Origin of the sequence: Nocardiopsis salina YIM 90010 (genome assembly GCF_000341025.1) — a bacterium.
In the GTDB taxonomy this organism is placed as follows: domain Bacteria; phylum Actinomycetota; class Actinomycetes; order Streptosporangiales; family Streptosporangiaceae; genus Nocardiopsis; species Nocardiopsis salina.
In genome coordinates this window covers 1-21980 of sequence record NZ_ANBF01000131.1, presented here as the reverse complement: position 1 = coordinate 21980, position 21980 = coordinate 1, and the positions used below count along the sequence as shown (strand labels likewise).

General features: G+C 69.5%; 22 protein-coding genes. 9 read left to right on the top strand and 13 right to left on the bottom strand.

The window, feature by feature from the left end; translation table 11 throughout:
* Position 1: 1 nt before the first annotated feature.
* Complete coding sequence (locus D474_RS0114830) at positions 2 to 640, bottom strand: TetR/AcrR family transcriptional regulator (protein WP_017614339.1); 639 nt, start codon at positions 638 to 640, stop codon at positions 2 to 4.
* Positions 641 to 1004: 364 nt separating this feature from the next.
* Here D474_RS0114830 and D474_RS0114825 point away from each other — a divergent pair, with 364 nt between their 5' ends.
* Positions 1005 to 2036 carry a C40 family peptidase gene (locus D474_RS0114825; protein ID WP_026118499.1) on the top strand — a complete coding sequence of 344 codons (1032 nt, stop codon included), beginning with the start codon at positions 1005 to 1007 and terminating at the stop codon, positions 2034 to 2036.
* 92 nt (positions 2037 to 2128) lie between these two features.
* Entirely contained in the window at positions 2129 to 3253 is a 1125-nt protein-coding gene (locus D474_RS0114820; protein WP_017614337.1) for a glycosyltransferase family 4 protein, read from the top strand.
* Between the two features lie 14 nt (positions 3254 to 3267).
* On the opposite strand, the gene D474_RS0114815 is transcribed toward D474_RS0114820, so the two are convergent.
* The 4 genes from D474_RS0114815 to ctaC form a co-directional block, all read right to left on the bottom strand.
* Positions 3268 to 4542, bottom strand: a complete 1275-nt coding sequence (locus D474_RS0114815; RefSeq protein ID WP_051050983.1) for a L,D-transpeptidase — start codon at positions 4540 to 4542, stop codon at positions 3268 to 3270.
* 162 nt (positions 4543 to 4704) lie between these two features.
* Positions 4705 to 5130, bottom strand: coding sequence for a cytochrome c oxidase subunit 4 (locus D474_RS0114810; protein ID WP_017614335.1), 426 nt, complete (start codon positions 5128 to 5130; stop codon positions 4705 to 4707).
* Positions 5131 to 5139: 9 nt separating this feature from the next.
* Positions 5140 to 6819: an aa3-type cytochrome oxidase subunit I gene (gene ctaD, locus D474_RS0114805; RefSeq protein WP_017614334.1), complete on the bottom strand. Its 1680-nt coding sequence runs from the start codon at positions 6817 to 6819 to the stop codon at positions 5140 to 5142.
* On the bottom strand, positions 6820 to 7632 hold the full coding sequence (gene ctaC / locus D474_RS0114800) for an aa3-type cytochrome oxidase subunit II (protein WP_449289356.1): 813 nt from the start codon (positions 7630 to 7632) through the stop codon (positions 6820 to 6822).
* A 479-nt stretch (positions 7633 to 8111) separates the two neighbouring features.
* Here ctaC and D474_RS0114795 point away from each other — a divergent pair, with 479 nt between their 5' ends.
* Entirely contained in the window at positions 8112 to 8360 is a 249-nt protein-coding gene (locus tag D474_RS0114795) for a sulfurtransferase TusA family protein (RefSeq protein ID WP_026118497.1), read from the top strand.
* Positions 8361 to 8568: 208 nt separating this feature from the next.
* On the opposite strand, the gene rpsD is transcribed toward D474_RS0114795, so the two are convergent.
* The 7 genes from rpsD to D474_RS0114760 all read right to left on the bottom strand — a co-directional run bounded on the left by rpsD (position 8569) and on the right by D474_RS0114760 (position 14206).
* Positions 8569 to 9180 (bottom strand): 30S ribosomal protein S4, encoded by a 612-nt coding sequence (gene rpsD, locus D474_RS0114790; RefSeq protein WP_017614331.1) that lies wholly within the window; start codon positions 9178 to 9180, stop codon positions 8569 to 8571.
* 373 nt (positions 9181 to 9553) lie between these two features.
* A complete protein-coding gene (locus D474_RS0114785; RefSeq protein ID WP_017614330.1) occupies positions 9554 to 10525 on the bottom strand; it encodes a carbohydrate kinase family protein in 972 nt (323 codons plus the stop codon).
* Positions 10526 to 10742: 217 nt separating this feature from the next.
* A complete protein-coding gene (locus D474_RS0114780) occupies positions 10743 to 11090 on the bottom strand; it encodes a HesB/IscA family protein (protein ID WP_017614329.1) in 348 nt (115 codons plus the stop codon).
* A gap of 299 nt (positions 11091 to 11389) precedes the next feature.
* Complete coding sequence (gene pspAB / locus D474_RS0114775; protein WP_017614328.1) at positions 11390 to 11983, bottom strand: PspA-associated protein PspAB; 594 nt, start codon at positions 11981 to 11983, stop codon at positions 11390 to 11392.
* A 32-nt stretch (positions 11984 to 12015) separates the two neighbouring features.
* Entirely contained in the window at positions 12016 to 12942 is a 927-nt protein-coding gene (htpX, locus tag D474_RS0114770) for a zinc metalloprotease HtpX (protein WP_017614327.1), read from the bottom strand.
* Between the two features lie 227 nt (positions 12943 to 13169).
* Positions 13170 to 13448 (bottom strand): PspA-associated protein PspAA, encoded by a 279-nt coding sequence (gene pspAA, locus D474_RS0114765; RefSeq protein ID WP_017614326.1) that lies wholly within the window; start codon positions 13446 to 13448, stop codon positions 13170 to 13172.
* Positions 13445 to 14206 carry a PspA/IM30 family protein gene (locus tag D474_RS0114760; protein ID WP_083931839.1) on the bottom strand — a complete coding sequence of 254 codons (762 nt, stop codon included), beginning with the start codon at positions 14204 to 14206 and terminating at the stop codon, positions 13445 to 13447. The genes pspAA and D474_RS0114760 overlap by 4 nt, the downstream gene beginning before the upstream one ends.
* A gap of 117 nt (positions 14207 to 14323) precedes the next feature.
* On the opposite strand from D474_RS0114760, the gene D474_RS0114755 reads away from it, so the two are divergent.
* Positions 14324 to 14968 (top strand): DUF3043 domain-containing protein, encoded by a 645-nt coding sequence (locus tag D474_RS0114755; RefSeq protein ID WP_017614324.1) that lies wholly within the window; start codon positions 14324 to 14326, stop codon positions 14966 to 14968.
* Positions 14969 to 15125: 157 nt separating this feature from the next.
* Positions 15126 to 16130: an aldo/keto reductase family protein gene (locus D474_RS0114750; RefSeq protein WP_017614323.1), complete on the top strand. Its 1005-nt coding sequence runs from the start codon at positions 15126 to 15128 to the stop codon at positions 16128 to 16130.
* 417 nt (positions 16131 to 16547) lie between these two features.
* On the opposite strand, the gene D474_RS0114740 is transcribed toward D474_RS0114750, so the two are convergent.
* Positions 16548 to 16751: a hypothetical protein gene (locus tag D474_RS0114740; RefSeq protein ID WP_026118496.1), complete on the bottom strand. Its 204-nt coding sequence runs from the start codon at positions 16749 to 16751 to the stop codon at positions 16548 to 16550.
* A 205-nt stretch (positions 16752 to 16956) separates the two neighbouring features.
* Here D474_RS0114740 and D474_RS0114735 point away from each other — a divergent pair, with 205 nt between their 5' ends.
* The 4 genes from D474_RS0114735 to lpdA form a co-directional block, all read left to right on the top strand.
* Positions 16957 to 17946, top strand: a complete 990-nt coding sequence (locus tag D474_RS0114735) for a bifunctional adenosylcobinamide kinase/adenosylcobinamide-phosphate guanylyltransferase (RefSeq protein WP_017614320.1) — start codon at positions 16957 to 16959, stop codon at positions 17944 to 17946.
* A complete protein-coding gene (locus D474_RS0114730) occupies positions 17943 to 18749 on the top strand; it encodes an adenosylcobinamide-GDP ribazoletransferase (RefSeq protein WP_239647083.1) in 807 nt (268 codons plus the stop codon). Before D474_RS0114735 ends, D474_RS0114730 begins: the two co-directional genes overlap by 4 nt.
* A 273-nt stretch (positions 18750 to 19022) precedes the next feature.
* Positions 19023 to 20537: a leucyl aminopeptidase gene (locus D474_RS0114725; protein ID WP_083931838.1), complete on the top strand. Its 1515-nt coding sequence runs from the start codon at positions 19023 to 19025 to the stop codon at positions 20535 to 20537.
* 132 nt (positions 20538 to 20669) lie between these two features.
* Positions 20670 to 21980: dihydrolipoyl dehydrogenase (gene lpdA, locus D474_RS0114720; protein WP_017614317.1), on the top strand; the 1311-nt coding region annotated here is incomplete at its 3' end.

The following is a 21980-nucleotide window of genomic DNA, read 5'->3' as shown; positions in this document are numbered from 1 at the left end:
GTCACCGTCCACCCCCCGGGCTCGTGCCGGTGTCTCCGGTGGCGCCGGCCGGGCCCAGGAGACGGCCGATGTGAGTGCGCAGAGCGGCGCGGATGCGGTCCGGACCGAAGTGGTCGGAGCCGACGAGGTGGTGAACGGTCAGGCCGTCGACCAGTGCCACGAGCGCGACAGCCTCCTCGGTGGGGTCGTTCTCGGCCGGGAAGGCCCCGGCTCCCTGCGCCCGGACGAAGGCCTGCGCGAGTCCGTCAACCAGCTGGTGAGTGGTCTCCCGGTGCAGACGGGCCAGGTCGGGGTCGGTGATGGTGGCGGGCAGGAACTCCAGCCACACGGTCAGCTCGGTGCGGCGCTCCTCGTCCAGGGGCAGGAGCGTCTCGGACAGGCGCAGGAGCAGGTCGTCGAAGGGCGGGCGGCGTTCCACCTCGTCGATGCGTTCGGCCCCGCGACGGTAGAGGTGCTCCACCCCGAAGCGCAGGAGCTCCTTCTTGCTGCGGAAGTACCGCTGGACCATGCCGACCGAGGCACCGGCCTCGTCCGCCACGTCGACCATCGTGGTGCGCGCCAAGCCCTTGCGGGCGACGGCGCTCAGGAGGGCGCGGGCGATGCGGTCGCGGCGTTCGTCGTGGTCTGCTGTTCGTGGCACATAAAAATATTACGAGAATATTTTTATGGCAGCAACCGGGTGGCCTTTCCCGGCCCCGCGCAGCGGAGGGCCACGACGGGTCCGCTTTCCGGCCCAGCGGGCGGATTTCGGACACTGGTGTGCATGAGGGGGAACGTCACGAAACGGTTGAGGGGCAGCAGAAGGATGGACTAGTCTTCGACGCCGAGCGTGGTCGTTCCTCTTCGCCGCCGACCCGGCAGCGACGGTCACGCCCGGGCGGAACCCCCATCCCCGGGACCCGAGCGCCCGGACGCCCCGGCCCGGTGCGGTCCTCTCCGACTCGCCCGGTGCAGTCCCTCGCGTCGCGGCCCCTGCTGCGCGGGGGGAAGAAAGGTATCCCGACGTGTCTGCTTCCCACAGCGGCCGAAACCGCCGCGCCGCGGTGATCGCCTCCCTCACCGCCGGAGCGTTCCTGCTCCCCCACGGCGTCGCCCACGCAGAGCCGACCGCCGACGACGTGCGCGAGGAGATCGAGCAGCTCCAGGAGGAGTTCTCCTCCCTCAACGCCGAGTTCAACGATGCGCAGGAGACGTACGACGCCGCCGAGGAGCGCCTCGAGGAGGTCCGGGGCGACATCGAAGCGGCCGAAGAACAGATCGAGGACCTCGCTTCGGGCGTGCGCGAACTGGCCAACCTGACCTATTCCGGCGCGGACTACACCTCGCCCACCCAGCTCATCGGGGCCGACGGACCCGATAGCGCCATGAACCACCAGGCCGACCTGACGTACCTGGCCTCGCAGAACGACGAGAGCCTCGAACGCTACACGGAGGAGCTCGAGCACCTCGAGGCCCTGGAGTCGGAGGCTTCCGAGACCGAAGAGCGTGCCGCCTCCGCCCTCGAAGAGGCCGAGGAGGCCACGGAGTCCGCCGAGGAGTCCATCGAGGAGCAGGAAGCGCTCCTGGAGGAGCTCACCGAGGAGGAGCGGGCCGCGGCCACCGAATCCGTCGGCGACAACAGCGGCAGCGGCGGTGAGAACGGTGGTGGCGGCGGCGGTGACTACGACGGCCCCGCCTCGGGCGACGCCCGCACGGCGCTCGACTTCGCCTACGCCCAGATCGGCAAGCCCTACGTGTGGGGCGGCACCGGCCCCGACGGCTACGACTGCTCCGGCCTGACCCAGGCTGCCTGGAATGCCGCCGGGGTCTCACTTCCACGCACCACCTACGACCAGGTCAACGCCGGCACACAGGTCTCCTGGGAGAACAAGCAGCCGGGCGACCTGCTGTTCTTCTACGGTGCGGAGCCCAGCCACGTGGGCCTGTACGCGGGCGACGGCGAGATGGTGCACGCCTCGACCTCCGGCACCCCCGTCGGCACCGTGACACTCAACGACTACTACCGGGACAGCTTCACCGCGGCCGTGCGCCCCTGACCCGGGTGGAGCACGCCCTCCGGGCCCGCGTCCACACTGGCGCGGCCCCGGCGCTTCCTACGCTCGGCCTGCGTAGCCGTAGACTCGCCGGCGTGCCGCGAACCCTGATCATCACCAACGACTTCCCGCCCAGGCCGGGGGGCATCGAGGCCTTCGTCCACGAGCTCGCGCTGCGTCGGCCCCCAGGGTCGGTGGTCGTCTACGCCTCGGCCCCGAACCCGGCTGACACTGCGCGGGACCCGCACTTCGACCTGCGCCAACCGTTCCCGATCGTGCGTGACGCCGCCCGGGCCCTGATGCCCACGCCGCGGGTGGCCAAGCGGGCCCGCGCCATCGCCCGCATGGAGGACTGCGACTCGGTGCTCTACGGAGCCGCAACGCCGTTGGGGCTGTTGGCGCAGGGCATGCCGGTGCGGCAACAGGTGGCCCTCACTCACGGGCACGAGGCGTGGTGGTCCTCGGTGCCCGGTGCAAGAGAGAGCCTTCGGCGGATCGGCGACACCGTCGACACGGTCACATACCTGGGCGACCACACACGCGAACGGCTCGCGCACGCCCTCTCTGCCCCGGCAGCGCACCGCATGCGCCACCTGCCCCCCGGCGTGGACACCGGCCGTTTCCACCCGGGTGTCGGCGGCGGCGCGGTGCGCGAACGGTACGGGCTCGGCGACCGCCCCGTGGTGGTTTGCGTGTCCCGCCTCGTGCGCCGCAAGGGACAGGACACCCTGATCCGCGCTTGGCCCCGTGTCCTGGCCGACGTGCCTGACGCCGCCCTGCTCGTCGTCGGCGACGGCCCGGATGCCTCCCGTCTCCGCGAGGCCGCACGCGACCTGGACTCGGTGCACTTCACCGGGCCGGTCACGGCCGAGGACCTGCCCGCGCACTACGACGCCGGGACCGTCTTCGCCATGCCCTGCCGCTCCCGCCGCGCCGGGCTGGAGGTCGAGGGCCTGGGCATCGTCTACCTGGAGGCCTCGGCCACGGGCCTGCCGGTCGTGGCCGGCGACTCCGGGGGCGCCCCGGACGCGGTGCTTGAGGGCGAGACCGGGACCGTCGTGGACGGCACCCTGCCCGGCCCGACCGCGCGCGCCCTCATCCATCTGCTCCGCGACCCCGCTGCCGCCGCCCGCATGGGCGCCCGCGGCCGCGCGTGGGTGAGCCGGGAGTGGACCTGGAAGCGTTCGTCCGAGCGCCTCACGGAGCTCCTGGAGCCCTGACCGCACGCCCCTGCTCAGGTCTCATCGGCGTGCACGTCCCCGGGCGTGCCCGATCCGTCGGTGGTCTGCGGCTCCCCCGTGACGCTGTTGTCGAGCCATTCCTCCCAGGAGCGCTGGTAGAACCCCCAGCCGTTGTCCCACTCGAGTTCCCGGTCGGTGCCGGTCGTCTCGAGGATGTCGCCCATGAGGGACTCGTCGTGGAACCAGCGCGCGTCGGCGTCGGACATGTTGGTGCACCCGTTGGAGGTGTTCGCGCTGCCGATCTGGCCGTTCCACGGGGCAGCGTGGGTGAACTCCCCGCTGTTGGAGGTACGCACGGCGTGATCGACGTCCATGCGGTAGTGGCCCGGTGACCCTTCGGGGATCCCCACGGTCGCGGAGTCCATGACCAGCGAGGTGTACTTCTCCATGGTCAGGTGGATCCCGGACGTGGTGGTGTCGAACTCCCGCTCCCCCGCACCGTTGCTGACGGGGATCGTGCGCTCGTGCTCGCCGTCGACCTCGACGACCATCTCGTGGTCGGGCACGTGCATCGTGGAGATCTGCTCCCGACCGACCTCGAACTCGATGGTGTGGTCACGCACCGCATGGATCCCCTCATCGGCGGCCACACCGGCCAGGCGCAGGTCCACCTGCACGTCCTGGTAAGGCTCCCAGTACTCCTTCGGGCGGAAGACGGCCGTGTCGTCACCGACCCAGTTCCAAGCACCCTCGACCGGCTCATCGGAGGCCACCTCCATGGAGTTCTCGACCTGCTCCTTGCGCTCCACGGCCCGGTCGAAGTTGATCACGACGGGCATGCCTACGCCCACGACGTCACCACTGACGGGGAAGTTGCTGACGAGCTCGAGCCGGTCCTCCTCGGCCACCGCGGCGGTCGCGAACTCCGAGACCACCTCGGTCTCCGTCCCCCCTTCGTTCTCGGCGGTGGCATGCACGGACACCGAGGCCCCGGGGACCAGGTTCCGGTCGCTGGTCCAGGCAGAGCCCTCCTCGTCCAGATGCCCTGCGGCCGTGCCCGCGTCAGCGGCGGCCTCCTCACCGAGCTCCTCGGTGGGGGTCTGCTCGATCCGCACGTCCGTGATGGTGCCGTCCTCGGCCTCCACCACGACCGGGGTGTCCGGGGCCACGTCGGCGCTGTCCGGAGCCGGGGTGATCGTCACGCGCGCCGAGCCGGGCCCACCGTCCTCACCATCGCCTCCCCCGAGGGAGCAGGAGGACAGCACGAGGACCGCCCCCGCCACCGCTGCCGTCCGCTGTGTCCCGGCCCCGTAGATCTGCCCCTTCACGGCCACCACCCCCGTCGTTCCAGCACGGTGCCACAGAAAGAAACGCCCCGGCGCCCGGCAGGCCGCTGAGCGCGGACCTGGCCGGCCACCGGGGCGGTGACATCCATACCCTACCGTGCGTGACCACTTGACTCCAATGTGTGGTCAAACGGTGTGCGGGCCTTAGTGCTGGAACTCCTTGCGGTAGTACTCGAACACCCAGCCGATCGAGGTGAGGATGATGGCGAAGCCACCGATGATGACCATCCACCAACCGATCGCCACACCCACGGCCGTGAAGGCCACGGCCAGTGCGACCCACAACGGCCACACGCTGTGCGGGCTGAAGAACCCGTACTCGCCGGAGTTCTCCGCAATCTCGCCGTCGAGGCGTTCTTCCGCCGGCAACCCGTGGAAGTGCTCGCTCCGACGGGCCGCCTGGAGCAGCCAGTACCCGATCATCCAGCCGAATCCGATGGAGATGACCAGGGCCGTGGTACCGGTCCATTCGATGGCGCCGGTGTCCTGGTAGGACCAGTAGACGTACAGGGCAGCCGCAAGACCGAAGAAGGTCGAGATGCCCATGAACAGATAGGCCTGTGTCTTCACTTGACCGCCCTACTTCTTCTCTGCGCCCGCGGCGACGGCACCGGGTGCGGCGGCGTGCGGGTGGTTGAGGTCGAAGGCCGGGCGCTCCGAGCGGATCCGCGGCAGCGACGTGAAGTTGTGTCGCGGCGGCGGGCAGGAGGTCGCCCACTCCAGGGAGCAGCCGTAGCCCCACGGGTCGTCCACAGTGACCATGGGCGCCTTCTTGGCCGTGACGTACATGTTCCAGAAGAAGATGAGCGTCGAGGCGGCCAGGACGAAGGAGGAGACCGAGGAGATCTGGTTCAGCGTGGTGAACCCGTCCGTGGGCAGGTAGTCGGCGTAACGGCGCGGGAAGCCGGCCGCACCCAGCCAGTGCTGGACCAGGAAGGTGCCGTGGAAGCCCAGGAAGAGCAGCCAGAAGTGGAACTTGCCCAGCTTCTCGTCGAGCATCTTCCCGGTGAACTTGGGCCACCAGTAGTAGAAGCCCGCGAACATCGCGAAGACGACCGTGCCGAACACGACGTAGTGGAAGTGCGCCACCACGAAGTAGGAGTCGGTGACGTGGAAGTCGATCGGAGGGGAGGCCAGGAGAACACCGGTCAGACCGCCGAAGAGGAAGGTCACCATGAACCCGAGCGTGAACAGCATCGGGGTCTCGAAGGACAACTGTCCTCGCCACATCGTGCCGATCCAGTTGAAGAACTTCACGCCGGTCGGAACCGCGATGAGGAACGTCATGAACGAGAAGAACGGCAACAGTACGGCGCCGGTCGGGAACATGTGGTGCGCCCACACGGTGACCGAGAGGCCGGCGATCGCGATCGTGGCGGCGACCAGCGACTTGTAACCGAAGATCGGCTTGCGGCTGAAGACCGGCAGGATCTCTGTCGCGATACCGAAGAACGGCAGCGCGATGATGTAGACCTCGGGGTGCCCGAAGAACCAGAACAGGTGCTGCCACAGAATGGCACCGCCGTGTTCGGGGTTGAAGACCTGCGTGCCGACCATGCGGTCCGCGCCCAGAGCGATCAGGGCGGCGGTCAGGACCGGGAACGCGATGAGGACCAGAACACTGGTCAGCAGGGTGTTCCAGGTGAAGATCGACATGCGGAACATCGTCATACCGGGCGCGCGCATGCACAGGCCGGTGGTGATGAAGTTGACCGCACCGAGAATGGTGCCCAGACCCGAGACCAGAAGGCCCAGGATCCACAGGTCACCGCCGAGCCCCGGTGAACGCACCGCGTCCGACAGCGGGGTGTAGGCGAACCACCCGAAGCTGGCAGCACCGCCGGGGGTCAGGAAACCGCCGATGGTGATGAGCCCGCCGAACAGGAACAGGTAGTAGCTGAACAGGTTCATCCTCGGGAACGCCACGTCGGGCGCACCGATGTGCAGCGGGACGATGACGTTCGAGAACCCGATAAACAGCGGGGTCGCGAACAGCAGCAGCATGATCGTGCCGTGCATGGTGAACAGCTGGTTGAACTGCTCGTTGGACACGAACTGCATGCCCGGCGCGAACAGCTCAAGGCGCATCAGGAGCGCGAGGACACCGCCGAACAGGAAGAACGCGAACGACGTGACCAGGTACATGTACCCGATCGTCTTGTGGTCGGTCGATGTCATCCAGTTGACGATGATCGACCCCTTGCGCGTCGGCGTCTGCGCGGCGCCGCTCTGGGGTTGAGTTTCCGTCGTCGTGGTCATTTAGCTGTCAGTCTCCTCGGCGTCCGCGGCATCGACCACGGGGAGGTCCTCGGTGTCCTCGGCCGCGGCCTCCTGCTCGCGCTCCTGTGCCCACTGGGCGTAGTCGTCCTCGGAGAGCACCTCGACGTTGAAGAGCATGCGGGTGTGATCCACGCCGCACAGCTCGGCGCACCGGCCGATGTACTCGCCCTCGGTGCCGTCGTTGAGGTTCGCCTGGAAGGCGTTGTCACGCCCGGGGACGACGTCCAGCTTGAAGCCGAACGCCGGGATCCAGAACGAGTGGATGACGTCGGGCGAGTAGAGGTCGAAGTGGACGGTCGAGTTCTCGGGAAGAACGAGCGTCGTCTGCGTCTCGGGGTCTGCGGTGCCGTCCGGGTTCGGCATACCGATCTCGGAGTGCAGCACCTCGCCGCCGTTCTCCCGGGTGTCGTCCAGGTAGTTGAACTGCCAGGCCCATTGGAAGGCCACGACCTCAACGTGGACGTCAGCGGGTTCCTCGGTCTCCATCAGGTACGCCTGGTCGCGTGCCGTGAAGAAGAAGAGGACCGAGATGATGACGATCGGCAGGACTGTGTAGAGCGCCTCGATGGGCATGTTGTACCGCACCTGGGGCGGCAACTGCTCCGAGCGCTTGCGGTGGAAGATGACCGACCAGATGATCAGTCCCCACACGAGGATGCCGACCGCGAAAGCCGCCACCCATGAGCCCTGCCAGAGCGCGAGAACACGCTCGGCCTGCTCGGTGATCGGCTCCGGCATGCCCAAACGAGTGAGATCGTTCGACGCGCAGCCGGTCGCGGCCAGCCCCAGCACGGCGAGCGCGGCGCCGCGTGGTGCCCATCGGCGCAGACTTGAGCGCCGATTTTTCTGGCGGGTCGGACTCACGGATTGCCTTCCCAGCGGTGAAGCCTGCGGAGGTCTCCACAGGCGGCCTAAGTATCCAAAGCTTTTCAGGGGCAAACATTATCGCGAACCGCCCAGCATGCCGTTCAGGGGCTGACCTGGTCAGCGTGTTGCCGAACGGCCCCTGCACGGCACGGGACAGCTCACGGAGCCGGACCCGTTCGCCCGCGGAGGCGAGGCTCCCGGCTGGCTACGAGCGCGGCCCGGCGTTGCCCCGAGCCTCGGTTCCGCCGACCCACCGACCGCCCTTGGAGGGTGGCCCGCACGCCCGCGGAGCGAGACTCAAGAGGAGCGTATCGCTGGGTTTACGACACCCTTAACCGGGTGTGCCTTACCGGCCGGGGCGGGTCAAGATTGGGACACAGGTCGACTACAGCCGGAGGTTTCCCGTGTCGGAGAACCCGCCCCCGACGGCGCTCGTGACGGTCGAGGCGAGGGGCTGCAAATGCCCGATCCCCATCATCCGGCTCGCCCAGCGGCTGCACGAAGTGCCCATCGGTGCGGTCATCGCGGTCACCGCGGACGACCCCGCCGCGAGCCCGGACATCCCGGCCTGGTGCCGAATGAAGATGCACGAGTTCCTCGCAGAAGTGCCCGCACATCCGGGTAGCGCGTTTCACATCCGACGGATGTACTGACCGCGTCCGTGCCGTTCAGGGGGTTGAACGGATATGCCGGTTCCGTTGCGATAACGATTCGCGAGTGCCCGGTCCGCACGCCCCCGGAGGACGCTGTGCCCCGGCCGGGCACCCAAAGGTCGAGCCGCGCGGACACCAGGTGTCCGCGCGGCTCTGTTCCGTCCGGTGCCGGCCCCGGGGTGGGGGCGGCACCAGGGAGGAACGGGGTCTATCGAGCGTAGTACTCGACGACGAGCTGCTCGTCGAAGGGCACCGGGATCTGCTCGCGCTTGGGGCGGTCGGTGACCGCGACGCGCAGGTCCTGGTGGCTCACGGCGAGGAAACCGGCGATCTTGTCGTCCGCGTGGACGCCCTCGGCGGCCTCGACGAACGGCACCATGTTGCGGGACTTCTCCCGCACGCCGACGATCTGGCCGGGCTTGACCTGGTACGACGGGATGTCGACCTTCTTGCCGTCCACGGTGATGTGGCCGTGGTTGACGAACTGGCGCGCCGCGTAGACGGAGGCGGCCAGGCCCGCACGCAGGACGACGGTCGCCAGGCGCATCTCCAGGTCGGCGAGCATCTCCTCACCGGTGCGGCCCGTGCGCTTCTTGGCGTTGTCGTAGACCCGCGCGAGCTGCTTCTCGGTCAGGTCGTAGTACCAGCGCACCTTCTGCTTCTCGGCCTGGCGGACGGCGTAGTCGCTGCTGTTGCGACGGACGCGGCGGCCGTGCTCACCCGGCGGGTAGGGGCGCTTCTCGAAGTAGCTGACCGCCTTACGGGTCAGCGGGGTACCGGCGCGCCGGGACAACCGCACCTTCGGTCCGGTGTAGCGCATGCGTAGTCCTTTCAGAATTCCATGGGAGTCCCAGGTAAGGCTGGCCTAGATCTGGGAGGTGCTCGGGGCACCCTCCGACCGCACGGTGCCTGTGGCGGGTGCGGTCGCGCTCCCCACCGCCGCGCGTGACCCTGCGCGAACGGTGTGGGCTCGGTCTGCCGGCACGCGTTTCAGCGCACCGGGGGCACGGAGGCTCCCCGCTGCTGGTCGGCGGAGCCGAGTCGTGCGGGCAGCGGCCCGGCCCGAGGACGGGCCGGGTCGTGCGAGTCACAGCTTCCTACTGTAGAGGGTCCTGGGCGGTGCCCAGGACCCTCGGGAGGGAGTCCCTCGTTACAGCGGGGGTGCGCCCCTCGTTACGACAGGAGCGGACGGGTCACAGGTGGGGGCGGACCTCGTCGGCGGCTTCCTTGCCGTAGGAGGCCTCCATGCGCGCGAGGAGGCTCTGGGGGGTGAGCGTGTACTCCTGGGGCCCGTCGGCCTCCAGGCAGTGCACAGCGGTGGCGTTGCCGACCTGGGCGGAGCGCTCCAGGGGCAGCCCCCAGGAGTGGGCGGCAAGGAAGCCGGCGCGGAAGCAGTCGCCCATGCCCGTGGGGTCGACCAGCTTGTCGACGGAGGCTGCGGGGACGTGGATGCTGGGTTCGCCCTTGCGGTCCAGGCGGGCGCCCTTGGAACCCAGGGTCGTGATGCGGATCCCGACGCGGTCGAGGATCTGCTCGTCGCTCCAGCCGGTCTTCTGCTCGGCGAGCGCCTTCTCGTACTCGTTGGTGAACAGGATGGCGGCGCCCTCGATGAGGCTGCGCACCTCCGGACCCTCCATACGGGCCAGCTGCTGGGAGGGGTCCGCGGCGAAGGGGACGGAGCGGGAACGGCACTCCTCGCTGTGGCGCACCATCGCCGCCGGGTCGTCCGCACCGATGAGGACCAGGTCGATCCCGCCCAGGCGGTCGTAGATCGGCTTGATCTCGATGTTGCGGGCCTCGGCCATGGCACCGGGGTAGAACGAGGCGATCTGGTTCTGCTCGCGGTCCGTGGTGCACACGAAACGGGCCGTGTGGCGCAGCTCCGAGATGAGGACGGAGGAGGTGTCGACACCGTGCCGGTCCAGCCAGGCGCGGTACTCCTCGAAGTCGGCACCGGCGGCACCCACCAGGACGGGACTCAGACCCAAGGTGCCCAGACCGAAGCAGATGTTGGGGGCCACGCCGCCCCGGCGTACGTCGAGTTCGTCGACGAGGAACGACAGGGACAGATGCTCGATCTGGTCGGGGATGATCTGATCGGCGAGCCGACCGTCGAAGGACATGAGGTGGTCGGTGGCGATGGATCCGGCAACCGCGATTCTCACGGGGCGAGAGCTCCTTGCTCGGGTACGGGACGTTCGGGGCGACCTGTGTGTCGGGTGGGCAATTCAGGCCCCCCGTAAGGACTGCATCAGGTTACCCATGGCCCCCGCGCTCCCGTCTATGGCCTCCGGCACCGCAAAAAGGAGGGCGGACCGTTCGGTCCGCCCTCCCGGGGGTGTTCCGCCTGGCCGGAGCGGCCGGCCGGAAGAACCCAACGTTTTAGTTGAAGGAGTCGCCGCAGGCGCAGGAGCCGGTGGCGTTGGGGTTGTCGATGGTGAACCCCTGCTTCTCGATGGTGTCGACGAAGTCGATCGTGGCACCGATGAGGTAAGGGGAGCTCATCCGGTCGGTGACCACCTCGACGCCGCCGAAGTCGGCGACGACGTCGCCGTCGAGCTCACGCTCGTCGAAGTAGAGCTGGTAGCGCAGCCCCGAGCAACCACCGGGCTGAACTGCGACACGCAGACGCAGGTCGTCGCGGCCCTCCTGGTCGAGCAGCGCCTTGACCTTGCCGGCCGCCTCATCGGTGAGGATGATGCCCTCGGTGGTCTCGCTCTGAACCGTCATCTGTAAAGCTCCTCATAACAAAGGGTGCGGCCGCCTGGCTGCCCCGGTCGCGACCGGGCCCGACCGGGCTCAGCCGGTCCTGTCCTCTTCAACGGTTGTCAACGCCGGGAAGCTGCCCGGCATTCCTCCGTGCGGCCGCTGTGTCGTCCCCCGTCCGTCTCCGTGCGGGCCAACGCAGCGGGAAGCGGTCGGGGAACAATGTGCTCGTAAGCCCCAGGGTAATCTTCCCCGGCCCCCGATGCCATCTTCCGGACGCCCCTGTGGAGGGATGCGGCGAGGTGGACCGGGGTCCGAGCAGGTCAGAGCCCGGGTGCTCCGTAGACGGGGAACCAGCGCGAGCGATCCTTCTCCATCGGGAGGTCGCCGCCGATGGCCGCCTCGACCTGCAGTTCCAGGGCGTTGTCGCGGCGCTGTCCCCCGGCCGGGGCGAACGGGTAGAAGGTGCCGCGTTTGTACAGGTAGACCAGGCCGAGCGAACGCCCGCGGGTGTCGTTGAACCCCACCAGCGAGCACAGCAGCGAGGGGCCGTACCCGTTGACCTCGAGCGTGGAGTTGACCGCGTGCAGGTCGGTGACCAGGCCGCTGATGTCGGGATCGGGGTCGTCGCCCTGGGGAGCGTGTGCGGTGCGCACAACGATCCACGTGTAGCCGTAGTCGTCGGTGACCTGGCGTACCGGGGGACCGTCACCGGCGTCGAGCAGAGCGGTCACGTCGCTCTCGACGCTCTGGAAGTCGGCGCCCTCTGCGGCGCGGAAGGCCACCGACCCGGTCCCTGTCGGGGTGAACCCGGCCGCTGCGCGCAGGGTGATGGCGGCCGTGGGCAGACCGAACAGCGCGTCGAGGTCGGGCTTGGCGGGCTTGGACCGCCCCAGCAGGGCGCGCCAGAAACTCATGGGTGGACTCCGGTTCCGGGTCTCGGGGGTGATCAGTGTCCCTGACCGAGCTGCCGCGAGATGTCGGCCAGGCGGCTGACCCGCTGCTGGACCGGCGGGTGGGTGGCGACGAGCTGGCTGAAGCTGAAGCCCTTCTGCGACAGGGCCGGGGCGAAGAAGAAGGCGTTGAACGGCTCGGCCTGGCGCAGGTCGCGGGTGGGGATGCGGGCCATGTCGCCGGTGATCTTGGTCAGGGCGCTGCTGAGCATGGACGGCCGCCCGGTGAGGTAGGCGGCAGCCCGGTCAGCGGCGAGCTCGCGGTAGCGGGACAACGCCCGGGTGAGCAGAAAGCTCAGCACCCAGGCGACCGCACTGACCAGCACCACGAGCAGTGCCACGACCGCGGGGGCTGGGCCGTTGTTGCTGCCGCGGCCGCCGGCCATGCCGCTGAACATCGCGAAACGCAGTCCGGCCTGGGTGAGGAACCCGGCGACGATGCCGAGGAACCCTGCCACGGTCATGACCATGACGTCGCGGTGAGCGATGTGGGACAGCTCGTGCGCGACGACGGCCTCGAGCTCGGGGCCCTCCAGACGCCGCATGAGCCCGGTGGTCACGCAGATCACCGCCGTCTTCTCGCTGTGGCCCGTTGCGAAAGCGTTGGGCACGTCGGTGTCGGCGATACCCACACGGGGCTTGGACATGTCGGCCATGGCACACAGTCGGTCGACGACGGCGTGCAGCTCGGGCGCCTGCTGGGGCGATACCTCCTTGGCGCCCATGGCGAACATGGCGATCTTGTCGGAGGAGAAGAAGGAGAAGGCCGCGAAGGCGGCCACGAGGATGAGCACCAGCCAGATGTTGAGGCCCGCCGCGACCAGTCCGACCACGAAAAGGACGTAGACGACGAACAACAGAGCCATCGTCAGGACCATCCGGGCGGTGAGGCCGCGATCAGGTCTGAACTTGGATCCCGCCATTTTTGTGGACTCCTCCCCCGCGACGGCTGCTACGGCAGTGTAGTTCTCCGAGGTGAGAGGCGGGTTAAAGCGCCCGGACGCGTGTCCCGGCGTGAGCGGTCGCACAGCCGTCGGCACCGGAGNCCGCCGCGACACTGCGGTCACGGCGGCTGTTGGCGCTCGTCTGGGGCCGGGGCCTACGGACGGCACGGGCAGGACCCCTGCCGGGCGGCGGCCCGGAGCAGGGGTCAGCCGGGGATGAGCCCGTCGTCCTGGAGCATCTCCCGGACTTCCTCCATACTCGCGTCGGCGTGCGGGAGGATGAACTCGGAGGGCTTCAGGGCGTCGGGGGAGAGAGGCTCGCCGTCCTCTCGGACCCGCTCGAGGAGGTCGTGCAGGGCCTTGCGGAAGGTCGCTTCGTCGCCGGACTCGATGGCCCGCTCCAACGCTTCGTCGTAGGAGTTGAGCAGTTCCAGGTCGGCCTCGGTGAGGTCCACCTGCCCCTCACCCATGATGCGGACGATCACGAGCCCTCCTTCTGGCCGTTCCCGCCCTCGATCTGCGGGGTGGATCCGCCGTCGCTCTGGCCCAGCTCGGCCTTCATGCGCTCCAGGTCGGACTCCACACCAGTGGTGCTGGCCATTCGGTCCAGCTCGGACTGGATGTCGTCCTTGGATTCGGAACCTGTGACGTCGTCGAGCGCACCGGAGGCCAGCAGCTCGTCGACGGCCCCGGCACGTGCCTGCATCTCGCTGGTCTTGTCCTCTGCGCGCTGCACCGCCATACCGACATCACCCATCTCCTCGGAGATGCCGGAGAAGGCCTCACTGATCTGTGTCTGGGCCTGGGCGGCGGTGTAGGTGGCCTTGATGGTCTCCTTGCGGGTGCGGAAGGAGTCCACCTTGGCCTGCAGGCGCTGAGCAGCGGTGGTGAGCTTCTGCTCTTCCTGCTGGAGATTGGCGTGCTGCTCGCGCAGTCCCTCGATCTGGCTGGTGAGGCCGGAGCGGCGGGTCAGGGCCTCGCGGGCGAGGTCCTCCCGGCCCTGTTCGAGGGCGGTGCGGCCCTGGTTCTCCAGCTTTCCGGACTGCTGCTCGAGCTGCTGGATCTGGAGCTCGACCCGCTTGCGGGAGGTCGCGACGTCGGCCACCCCACGGCGGACCTTCTGCAAGAGTTCGAGCTGCTTCTGGTACGAGTAGTCGAGTGTTTCCCTGGGGTCCTCGACCGAGTCCATGGCCTTGTTGGCCTTGGACTTGAAGATCATCGAAAGTCGCTGAAACACGCTCATCGGCGTGGCCGTCCCCTTCTCGGTCCGTTCATCGGCTGTTCCCAGCGGGCGCTTTGCCCAACCCTACGCGGTCTGGCCCGCGGTCGCCATAAAGCTGTGACCGGCTACCCTGAAGGTGTGTTCCGACGTCGCTCCGCTTCCGCAGACACGGATTCGGCCGCTGCCGAATCCGCCAGCCCTGAGGCCACTGAGGCCACCCAACCTAAGGGATATACCCCCAAGAAGGGTGTCCCCACCCCAAAGCGCAAGGAATCCCAACAGGACCTGCGCCGGCCGCTGAACGCTCCGCAGACGCGCAAGGAGGCGTACCGGGCCTACCGGGACCGTCTCGACCGTCAACGAGGGCGCGAGGCCCGGCGTTCCGGCGCTCCGAAGGGGCAGGAGAGGTATTACCGGCAGCAGGACTACGGTGACGCCCGGGCCTTCGCCCGAAACTACGTCGACTCCCGGCGCAGCGTCAGCGAGTTCTTCCTGCCGTTCTCGATCGTGATCATCGCGTTGTTGTTCGTGAACAACCCGCTGTTCCAGATCGGTGTGGCCTACATCCTCTGGCCACTGATGATGATGTCGATCATCTTCGAGGGCATCATGATCGGCCGCACGGTCAAGCGCCGCGCAGCCCAGTACTTCCCCGACGACCCCACCCTGAAGGGCATCGGCTGGTACGTGGCCATGCGCCAGCTCCAGTTCCGACGCCTGCGCCTGCCCAAGCCCGAGGTCAAGGTCGGCGACGACCCGACTCCGCGCAACGCAGCACACTGATCCGAACCCACCCCATCAGTCCAGCAAGTCCGCAGTTCACGTGAGACGGGGCCGGTGCGCGCACCGGCCCCTCACTCATGTCCGGGCCCGGGTGCGGAGGACGTGCGGGCCGGTCCAGGACCTCCGCGAGCGGTTCCCACGGCGTTAGGCTCCCGTCATGGAATTCCGTTATCTGGGCAACAGCGGCCTCATGGTCAGCGAGATCTCGTACGGCAACTGGATCACGCACGGTTCGCAGGTCGAGGAGGACACCGCCAAGCAGTGCGTGCGGGCGGCCCTCGACGCAGGTATCACCACCTTCGACACAGCCGACGTCTACGCCGGAGGCCGGGCCGAGGAGGTCCTGGGGCGCGCGCTGAAGGGCGAGCGCCGCGACGGACTGGAGATCTTCTCGAAGGTCTTCATGCCCATGGGCGAGGGCAAGAACGACAAGGGGCTCTCCCGCAAGCACGTGGTACGCGGTGTCGAGGATTCCCTGCGCCGGATCGGCACCGAATACCTGGACCTCTACCAGGCCCACCGCTTCGACCACACGACCCCGCTCGAGGAGACGATGCGGGCCTTCGACGACCTTGTGCGCCAGGGCAAGGTCCTCTACGTCGGCGTCTCCGAGTGGCGGTCCGACCAGATCGAGCGGGCGCTGAAGATCGCCGACGAGATGGGCTTCGACCGTCTCGTGTCGAACCAACCGCAGTACAACATGGTCTGGCGGGTCATCGAGAGCGAGGTCGTGCCGACCAGTGAGCGCGAGGGCCTGGGGCAGATCGTGTGGTCGCCGCTGGCCGGGGGTGTGCTGACCGGCAAGTACAAGCCGGGGCAGGAGCTGCCCAGCGGGACGCGGGCCACCGATCCCGAGAGCGAGAAGTTCGTTGCGGACAAGGTCTCCGACCAGGCGCTGCTCGAGCGGGTGCAGGCGCTGGAGCCCCTGGCCGCCGAGGCCGGGCTCGACCTGGCGCAGCTCGCCCTGGCGTGGGTGTTGCAGAACCGCAACGTCTCCAGCGCGATCATCGGCGCCTCGCGGCCCGAGCAGGTGCACAAGAACGTGCAGGCGACCGGGGTGAAGCTCGACGACGGGCTGATGGCGCGCATCGACGAGGTGCTCGGTGAGAGCATCGTGCGCGACCCGGCGCTGACCAAGAGCCCGGACGACATCCGGGTCTGAGTCCGTCCCCCGTGTGGGGCGGCCGCCCGCGGGCGGCCCCGGGAAGGCACCGGGGCCGCCGTGCGCAGGGGGCAAGGACCCACCCCGCGAAGGACGATGAACCGGTACCGCGTCCCCGGGGCAGCGGTCTGCCCCGCCAGAATTGTAGCCGGCAAGGTTCCGGGAACCCGAGGCCTCTCCCAGGAGACCACCCCGTCCTTCGGTACTCACCGATTCGCGGCCGACCGGCCTTCGGGAACGCCGACCACGAGCACGAGGCGGAGGGCCCTCCGGCCAACCCCTGCCACGAGGCCGAGGCGGGCGAATTCCCGTGGGAGCCCTTGCACGTGCCTGCCCGGCACCGCCGCGGAGAGCGCGCGGACGTGAGCGCCGTGCCCGGGGGCGTGCACGGCGCTCACGGGGTCCACAACCGCGGGGCTACTCCGCCGGCTCCAGCGACATCGCGTAGACCTCGCGGCCTTCGTCCATGAGGGCGACGCGCCCCACGCCGCCGTCGGCCAGTTCTTGCCAGTTCTCGCCGAGCCAGCTCTCGGCATCTCCGCGGGAGGTGAACGACTCCGAGGGCAGGCCCTGCCCCAGTTCGTCGCCCTCGGGCCCGAAGTAGCGCCAGGTCCACGCCATGTTGACCACCCTTCGTCGGGGACACCACGGTCTCGGTCGCCGTGATCGGTGCCGAGCTTAACCAAAGCGGGGATCGGGATGCGGTTTACTGCATCGGGTGCGTATCCGTTTTCCGGGGACGGCAGGACACGCGGGCTGGCCGGCACCGCAGTGCACCTGCTCCTCCTGCAACAAAGCCCAGGCCGACCGCCGTCTGCCGTTGCGCGTGACCGTGGACGACCGTTTCCGGGTCCGCGAGAGCGGCGCGGTGGGCCCCGTACCGCCGACCTACACCGTCACCCCCAGCCCGGACGGCACCCTCGTGGAGGGCCCCGACGGCGGCAGACTCCTGATCGCACGTACGACGCCGGGCCCGCTACCGGGGGTCCCCCCGGTCGAGGCCCCAGCGGGCCGGTCCGGTTACGCCTCGGCCCCGCCCCAACAGGTCGACATGGTCGTCGTGGATGCCGCACAGCGCCCGGAGACCATCGGTGAACTGCGCCGAGCGGGGGTCATAGGTGTGACCACGGCCGTGGTCGCGGTCGGCGGGGACCACCGGGTGCGTTCGCCCGAGGAGTTCGCTCGCCGGGCCCGCCTGTGGGGCGCCCTGGTCCCGAGCGACGGCAGCGACATGTCCTGCCCGCCCTCGGTGTGGCCGGAACCGCGCCCGCAGGGCCCCCACCGCACACTGGTGACCGGCGGCGCCCGCTCGGGGAAGTCCACCGAGGCCGAGGTACGCCTGCTCGCCGAACCCCGGGTCGTGTACGCGGCCACGGGCCCCTGCCCCGACCCCGCGCAGGACCCGGAGTGGGCCGGGCGCGTACAACAGCACGTGGAACGCCGTCCGTGGTGGTGGCACACCGAGGAAACGTCCGACCTGGCGGCGCTGCTCCTGCGCGCCCGCGGCGCCGTCCTCGTCGACTGCCTCGGCACGTGGTTGGCCGCGGCGATGGACCGGCACGGGATGTGGGCCGACGAGGTCCCCGCCGAGGCCGAGGAAACGTTGGAGGCTGAGGTGCGCGCCCTGCTCGAGGCCTGGCGCGGCACCCGGGCCTACGTGGTCGCGGTGACCAACGAGGTCGGTTCGGGTGTCGTGCCGGCGACCCGGGCGGGCCGCCTCTTCCGCGACCATCTGGGCCGGCTCAACCAGTGGGTGGGAGCCGAGTCCGAGGACGTGGTGCTGGCCGCGGCGGGACGGGTGGTGGAGCTCCCGTGAATCCGGCAGTGGGGCGCCTGGCCGACGTGGTCGACGGCGCACGCATGGCGGCGGGCACGTTCACCGCGGTTCCGGTGCGGGCGGGACGCCTGGACGGCTCGGTGGCCGGGTGGGCGATGGCCTGGGCACCGTGGCTGGGCGCGCTCGTGGGTCTGGCCTGCGGGGGCACCGCCGTGTCCGGGGCATGGCTGGGCCTGGACCCGACCTTGGCGGCGCTGCTGGGTGTGGGCCTGGGGGCGCTGGCCACGCGCGGGCTGCACCTGGACGGACTCGCCGATGTCGCCGACGGTCTGGGCAGCGGGCGCAGGCCCGAGGGCGCCCTGGAGGTCATGCGTCGTTCCGACATCGGGCCGTTCGGCGTGGTGACGCTCCTCGTGGCGGTGGGCTCCCAGGCCCTCGCCCTGGGGGCACTGGTGGCGTCCTCCCCCGCGGCGGCGCTGACTGGTGCGGCACTGGCCGGGGCCGTGGGGCGGGCGGCCGTGACCGGTGCGTGCCTGCCCGCGTTCCCGTCGGCCCGCGAGGAAGGGCTCGGCGCTTTCGTGGCCGGCAGCGTGCGGCTCCCGGGTCTGGCCATGGCGGGGTGTGCACTGCTCCTGGTCTGGGGGCTCGGTTGGTTCCTCGGGCTGCCCTGGGGCCTGGGCAGCGCGGTTGCCGTGGTGGCCGGCCTCTCGGTGGGGGCGACCCTGCTCCGGCACTGCGTGCGCCGCCTCGGCGGCATCACCGGGGACGTCCTGGGAGCACTGGCGGAGTCCGCAGGCACGGCCGCGCTCGTGGTGCTGTCCGCGTTCGCCGTGTGGGTGTGAACACGGGGATCGGCCCCGACCAGGACTTTCGTTCAGCCTGCCCCCGTTCCCCCCTTCGCCGTGTCGGCATGATCACTTTTTTTCACACCGCGTTTCACTGCCGATCCCGCGGGGCAGCGCCCTCGGACCCGAGCAACTCCTTGCACGGCCCCCCACNNAGCCACCAGGGGGGACGGGCCGGTCGGCGCAGCCCCCGCGAGCTCCGTGTCAGGGCCTCGGACGGCCGGGGTGCCACGTCGCCGCCGGGCGCGCGAGGCGACTAGCATCGTTGACGTGAGCACGACGTTGTCAGTAATTACGGAGTCCCCCAGCACGCTCGACGCCGACGCCATCGTCGTCGGTTACCACTCCGGAGGCGACGCTCCGGAGCCCGCGTCGGGCGCTCATGACGTCGACGCCGCCTTCTCCGGCGGCCTCGCCTCGACCCTGTCGCTCCTGGGAGCGGGCGGCGCACCTGAGGAGGTGCACACCATTGCTTCCCTCGGAGCCGTCGCGGCCCCGGTCGTCGTCGCGGTCGGTCTCGGCCCGGCGCCCTCCGACGGCCCCGTCGACCCCGATGTCCTGTCCCGCTCCTCGGGTGCCGCGCTACGCACCCTGGCCACCCGTCCCGAGGGCGCCGGCCGCGTCGCACTGGCCCTGCCCGCCGAGAACGCGCAACAGGCCGGTGCCGTCGCCCTGGGCGCCCGGCTCGGCCTGTACACCTTCGACCGTTACCGTACCGGTGACCAGGCCCTCCGTAAGGCGGAGCGGTCCGCGGCGCTGAGCCTGGTCTCGTCCGCCACAGGTTCGGAGGCCGCTGCAGAACGCGCGGTGGTCCTGGCCGAGGCGGTCAACTACAGTCGCGATCTGGTCAACACCGCCCCCGCCGACCTCGTCCCCGAGGACTTCGCGTCGGCCGCGCAGGCCATCGCCCAGGAGTCCGAACTGCAGATCGAGGTCCTGGACGAGCAGGCGCTCACCGAGGGCGGCTACGGCGGCCTCACCGGTGTCGGCCAGGGTTCGGCCAACCCTCCGCGCCTGGTCCGGCTGGCGCACAGCCACCCGGAGGCGGACAAGACGATCGCGTTCGTCGGCAAGGGCATCACCTTCGACTCCGGCGGCCTGTCCCTCAAGCCCTCGGGGTCGATGGACTGGATGAAGTCCGACATGGCCGGCGCCGCCTCCGTGCTCGCCGCCATGCGCGCCATCGCCACCCTCGGCCTGAAGGTCAACGCCGTCGGTTACCTGGCCGTGGCCGAGAACATGCCCAGCGGCTCCGCGTCCCGCCCTTCCGACGTGCTGAACATGTACGGCGGCAAGACCGTCGAGGTGCTCAACACCGACGCCGAGGGCCGCCTCGTCATGGCCGACGCACTGGTGCGCGCCCAGGAGGACGGCCCGGACCTGGTCGTGGACATCGCCACGCTGACCGGTGCCCAGCTCGTCGCGCTCGGCACCCGTGTCTTCGCGGTCATGGGCAATGACGACGAGGCGCGCGACAGCATCGTCGCGGCCGCCGGCGCCGAGGGCGAGGCCTCCTGGGCCATGCCCCTGCCCGGCGAGCTGCGCGCCGGCCTGGACTCGTCTGTCGCCGACATCGCCAACGTCTCCGGGGAGCGCTGGGGCGGCATGCTGTCGGCCGGCGTCTTCCTCCAGGAGTTCATCGACGAGGGGGTCTCCTGGGCCCACCTCGACATCGCCGGGCCGTCGTTCAACCACGGCGGACCGCACGGGCACACCCCCAAGGGCGGCACGGGCGCGGGCACTCGCACCCTGGTCCGTATCGCCGAGGAGTACGCCCGCAAGTGACCTCGGAACGGCGGCGCCTCTGAGCCGGGGCGCCGCCTGCCCGCGGCGGCCGCGTGCGCACCGCCCTCCGGTGCGCTGCACGGTCACACCACCACCTGAATCACCAGCCACCACAACAAGGAGTTCGTTCCCGTGAGTGAGAGCGGCGGTACCTTCGACCTCGTCGTCCTTGGCGGCGGCAGCGGCGGCTACGCGGCGGCACTGCGCGCCGCCGAGCTGGACCAGAGCGTCGTCCTGATCGAGAAAGACAAGCTCGGCGGCACCTGCCTGCACCGCGGCTGCATCCCCACCAAGGCCCTCCTCCACTCGGCCGAGGTCGCCGACTCCGCCAAGGAGAGCGAGAACTTCGGCGTCAAGGCCACTTTCGAGGGCATCGACATGGGGGCCGTCCACAAGTACAAGGACAAGGTCGTCGACGGCCTGTACAAGGGCCTGTCCGGTCTGGTCAAGGCCCGCAAGATCACCTTCGTCGAGGGTGAGGGCAAGCTCACCGGCAAGGACGAGGTGACCGTCGACGGCAAGGTCTACAAGGGCAAGAACGTCCTGCTGGCCACCGGTTCCGAGCCCAAGACCCTGGGCCTGGAGATCGACGGCGAGAAGGTCATGACCAGCGACCAGGCCCTGACGATGGACCGCGTTCCCGAGTCCGCCATCGTCCTGGGCGGCGGTGTCATCGGTGTCGAGTTCGCCAGCGTGTGGCGCTCCTACGGCGCCGACGTCACCGTGGTCGAGGCCCTGAAGCACCTGGTCCCCGTCGAGGAGGAGTCCAGCTCCAAGCTCCTGGAGCGGGCCTTCCGCAAGCGCAAGATCAAGTCGGAGCTGGGCAAGCCGTTCGAGTCGGTCAAGACCACCGATTCCGGTGTGGTCGTCACCCTCGAGGGCGGTAAGACCCTGGAGGCCGAGGTCCTGCTGGTCGCCATCGGCCGCCGCCCGGTCTCCGAGGGCCTGGGCTACGAGGAGCAGGGCGTCACGCTCGACCGCGGGTTCGTGCAGGTCGACGAGAACCTGCACACGGGTGTCGGCAACATCTACGCGGTCGGCGACCTGATCCCCACCCTGCAGCTGGCCCACGTCGGTTTCGCCGAGGGCATCTTCGTGGCCGAGCACATCACCGGGCAGAACCCGCCCGCGATCGACTACGACGGTGTGCCCCGGGTCACGTACTGTGAGCCCGAGGTCGCTTCCGTGGGCCTGACCTCGCAGGTGGCCAAGGAGCGCGGCCACGACATCGTGGAGATGAACTACAACCTGGCGGGCAACGGCAAGAGCCAGATCCTGCAGACGCAGGGTGCGGTGAAGGTCATCGCCGAGAAGGACGGTCCGGTGCTGGGCGTCCACATGGTCGGCTCCCGCATGGGCGAGCTGGTCGCCGAGGGGCAGCTCATCTACAACTGGGAGGCCCTGCCCTCCGAGGTCGCGCAGCTGATCCACCCGCACCCGAGC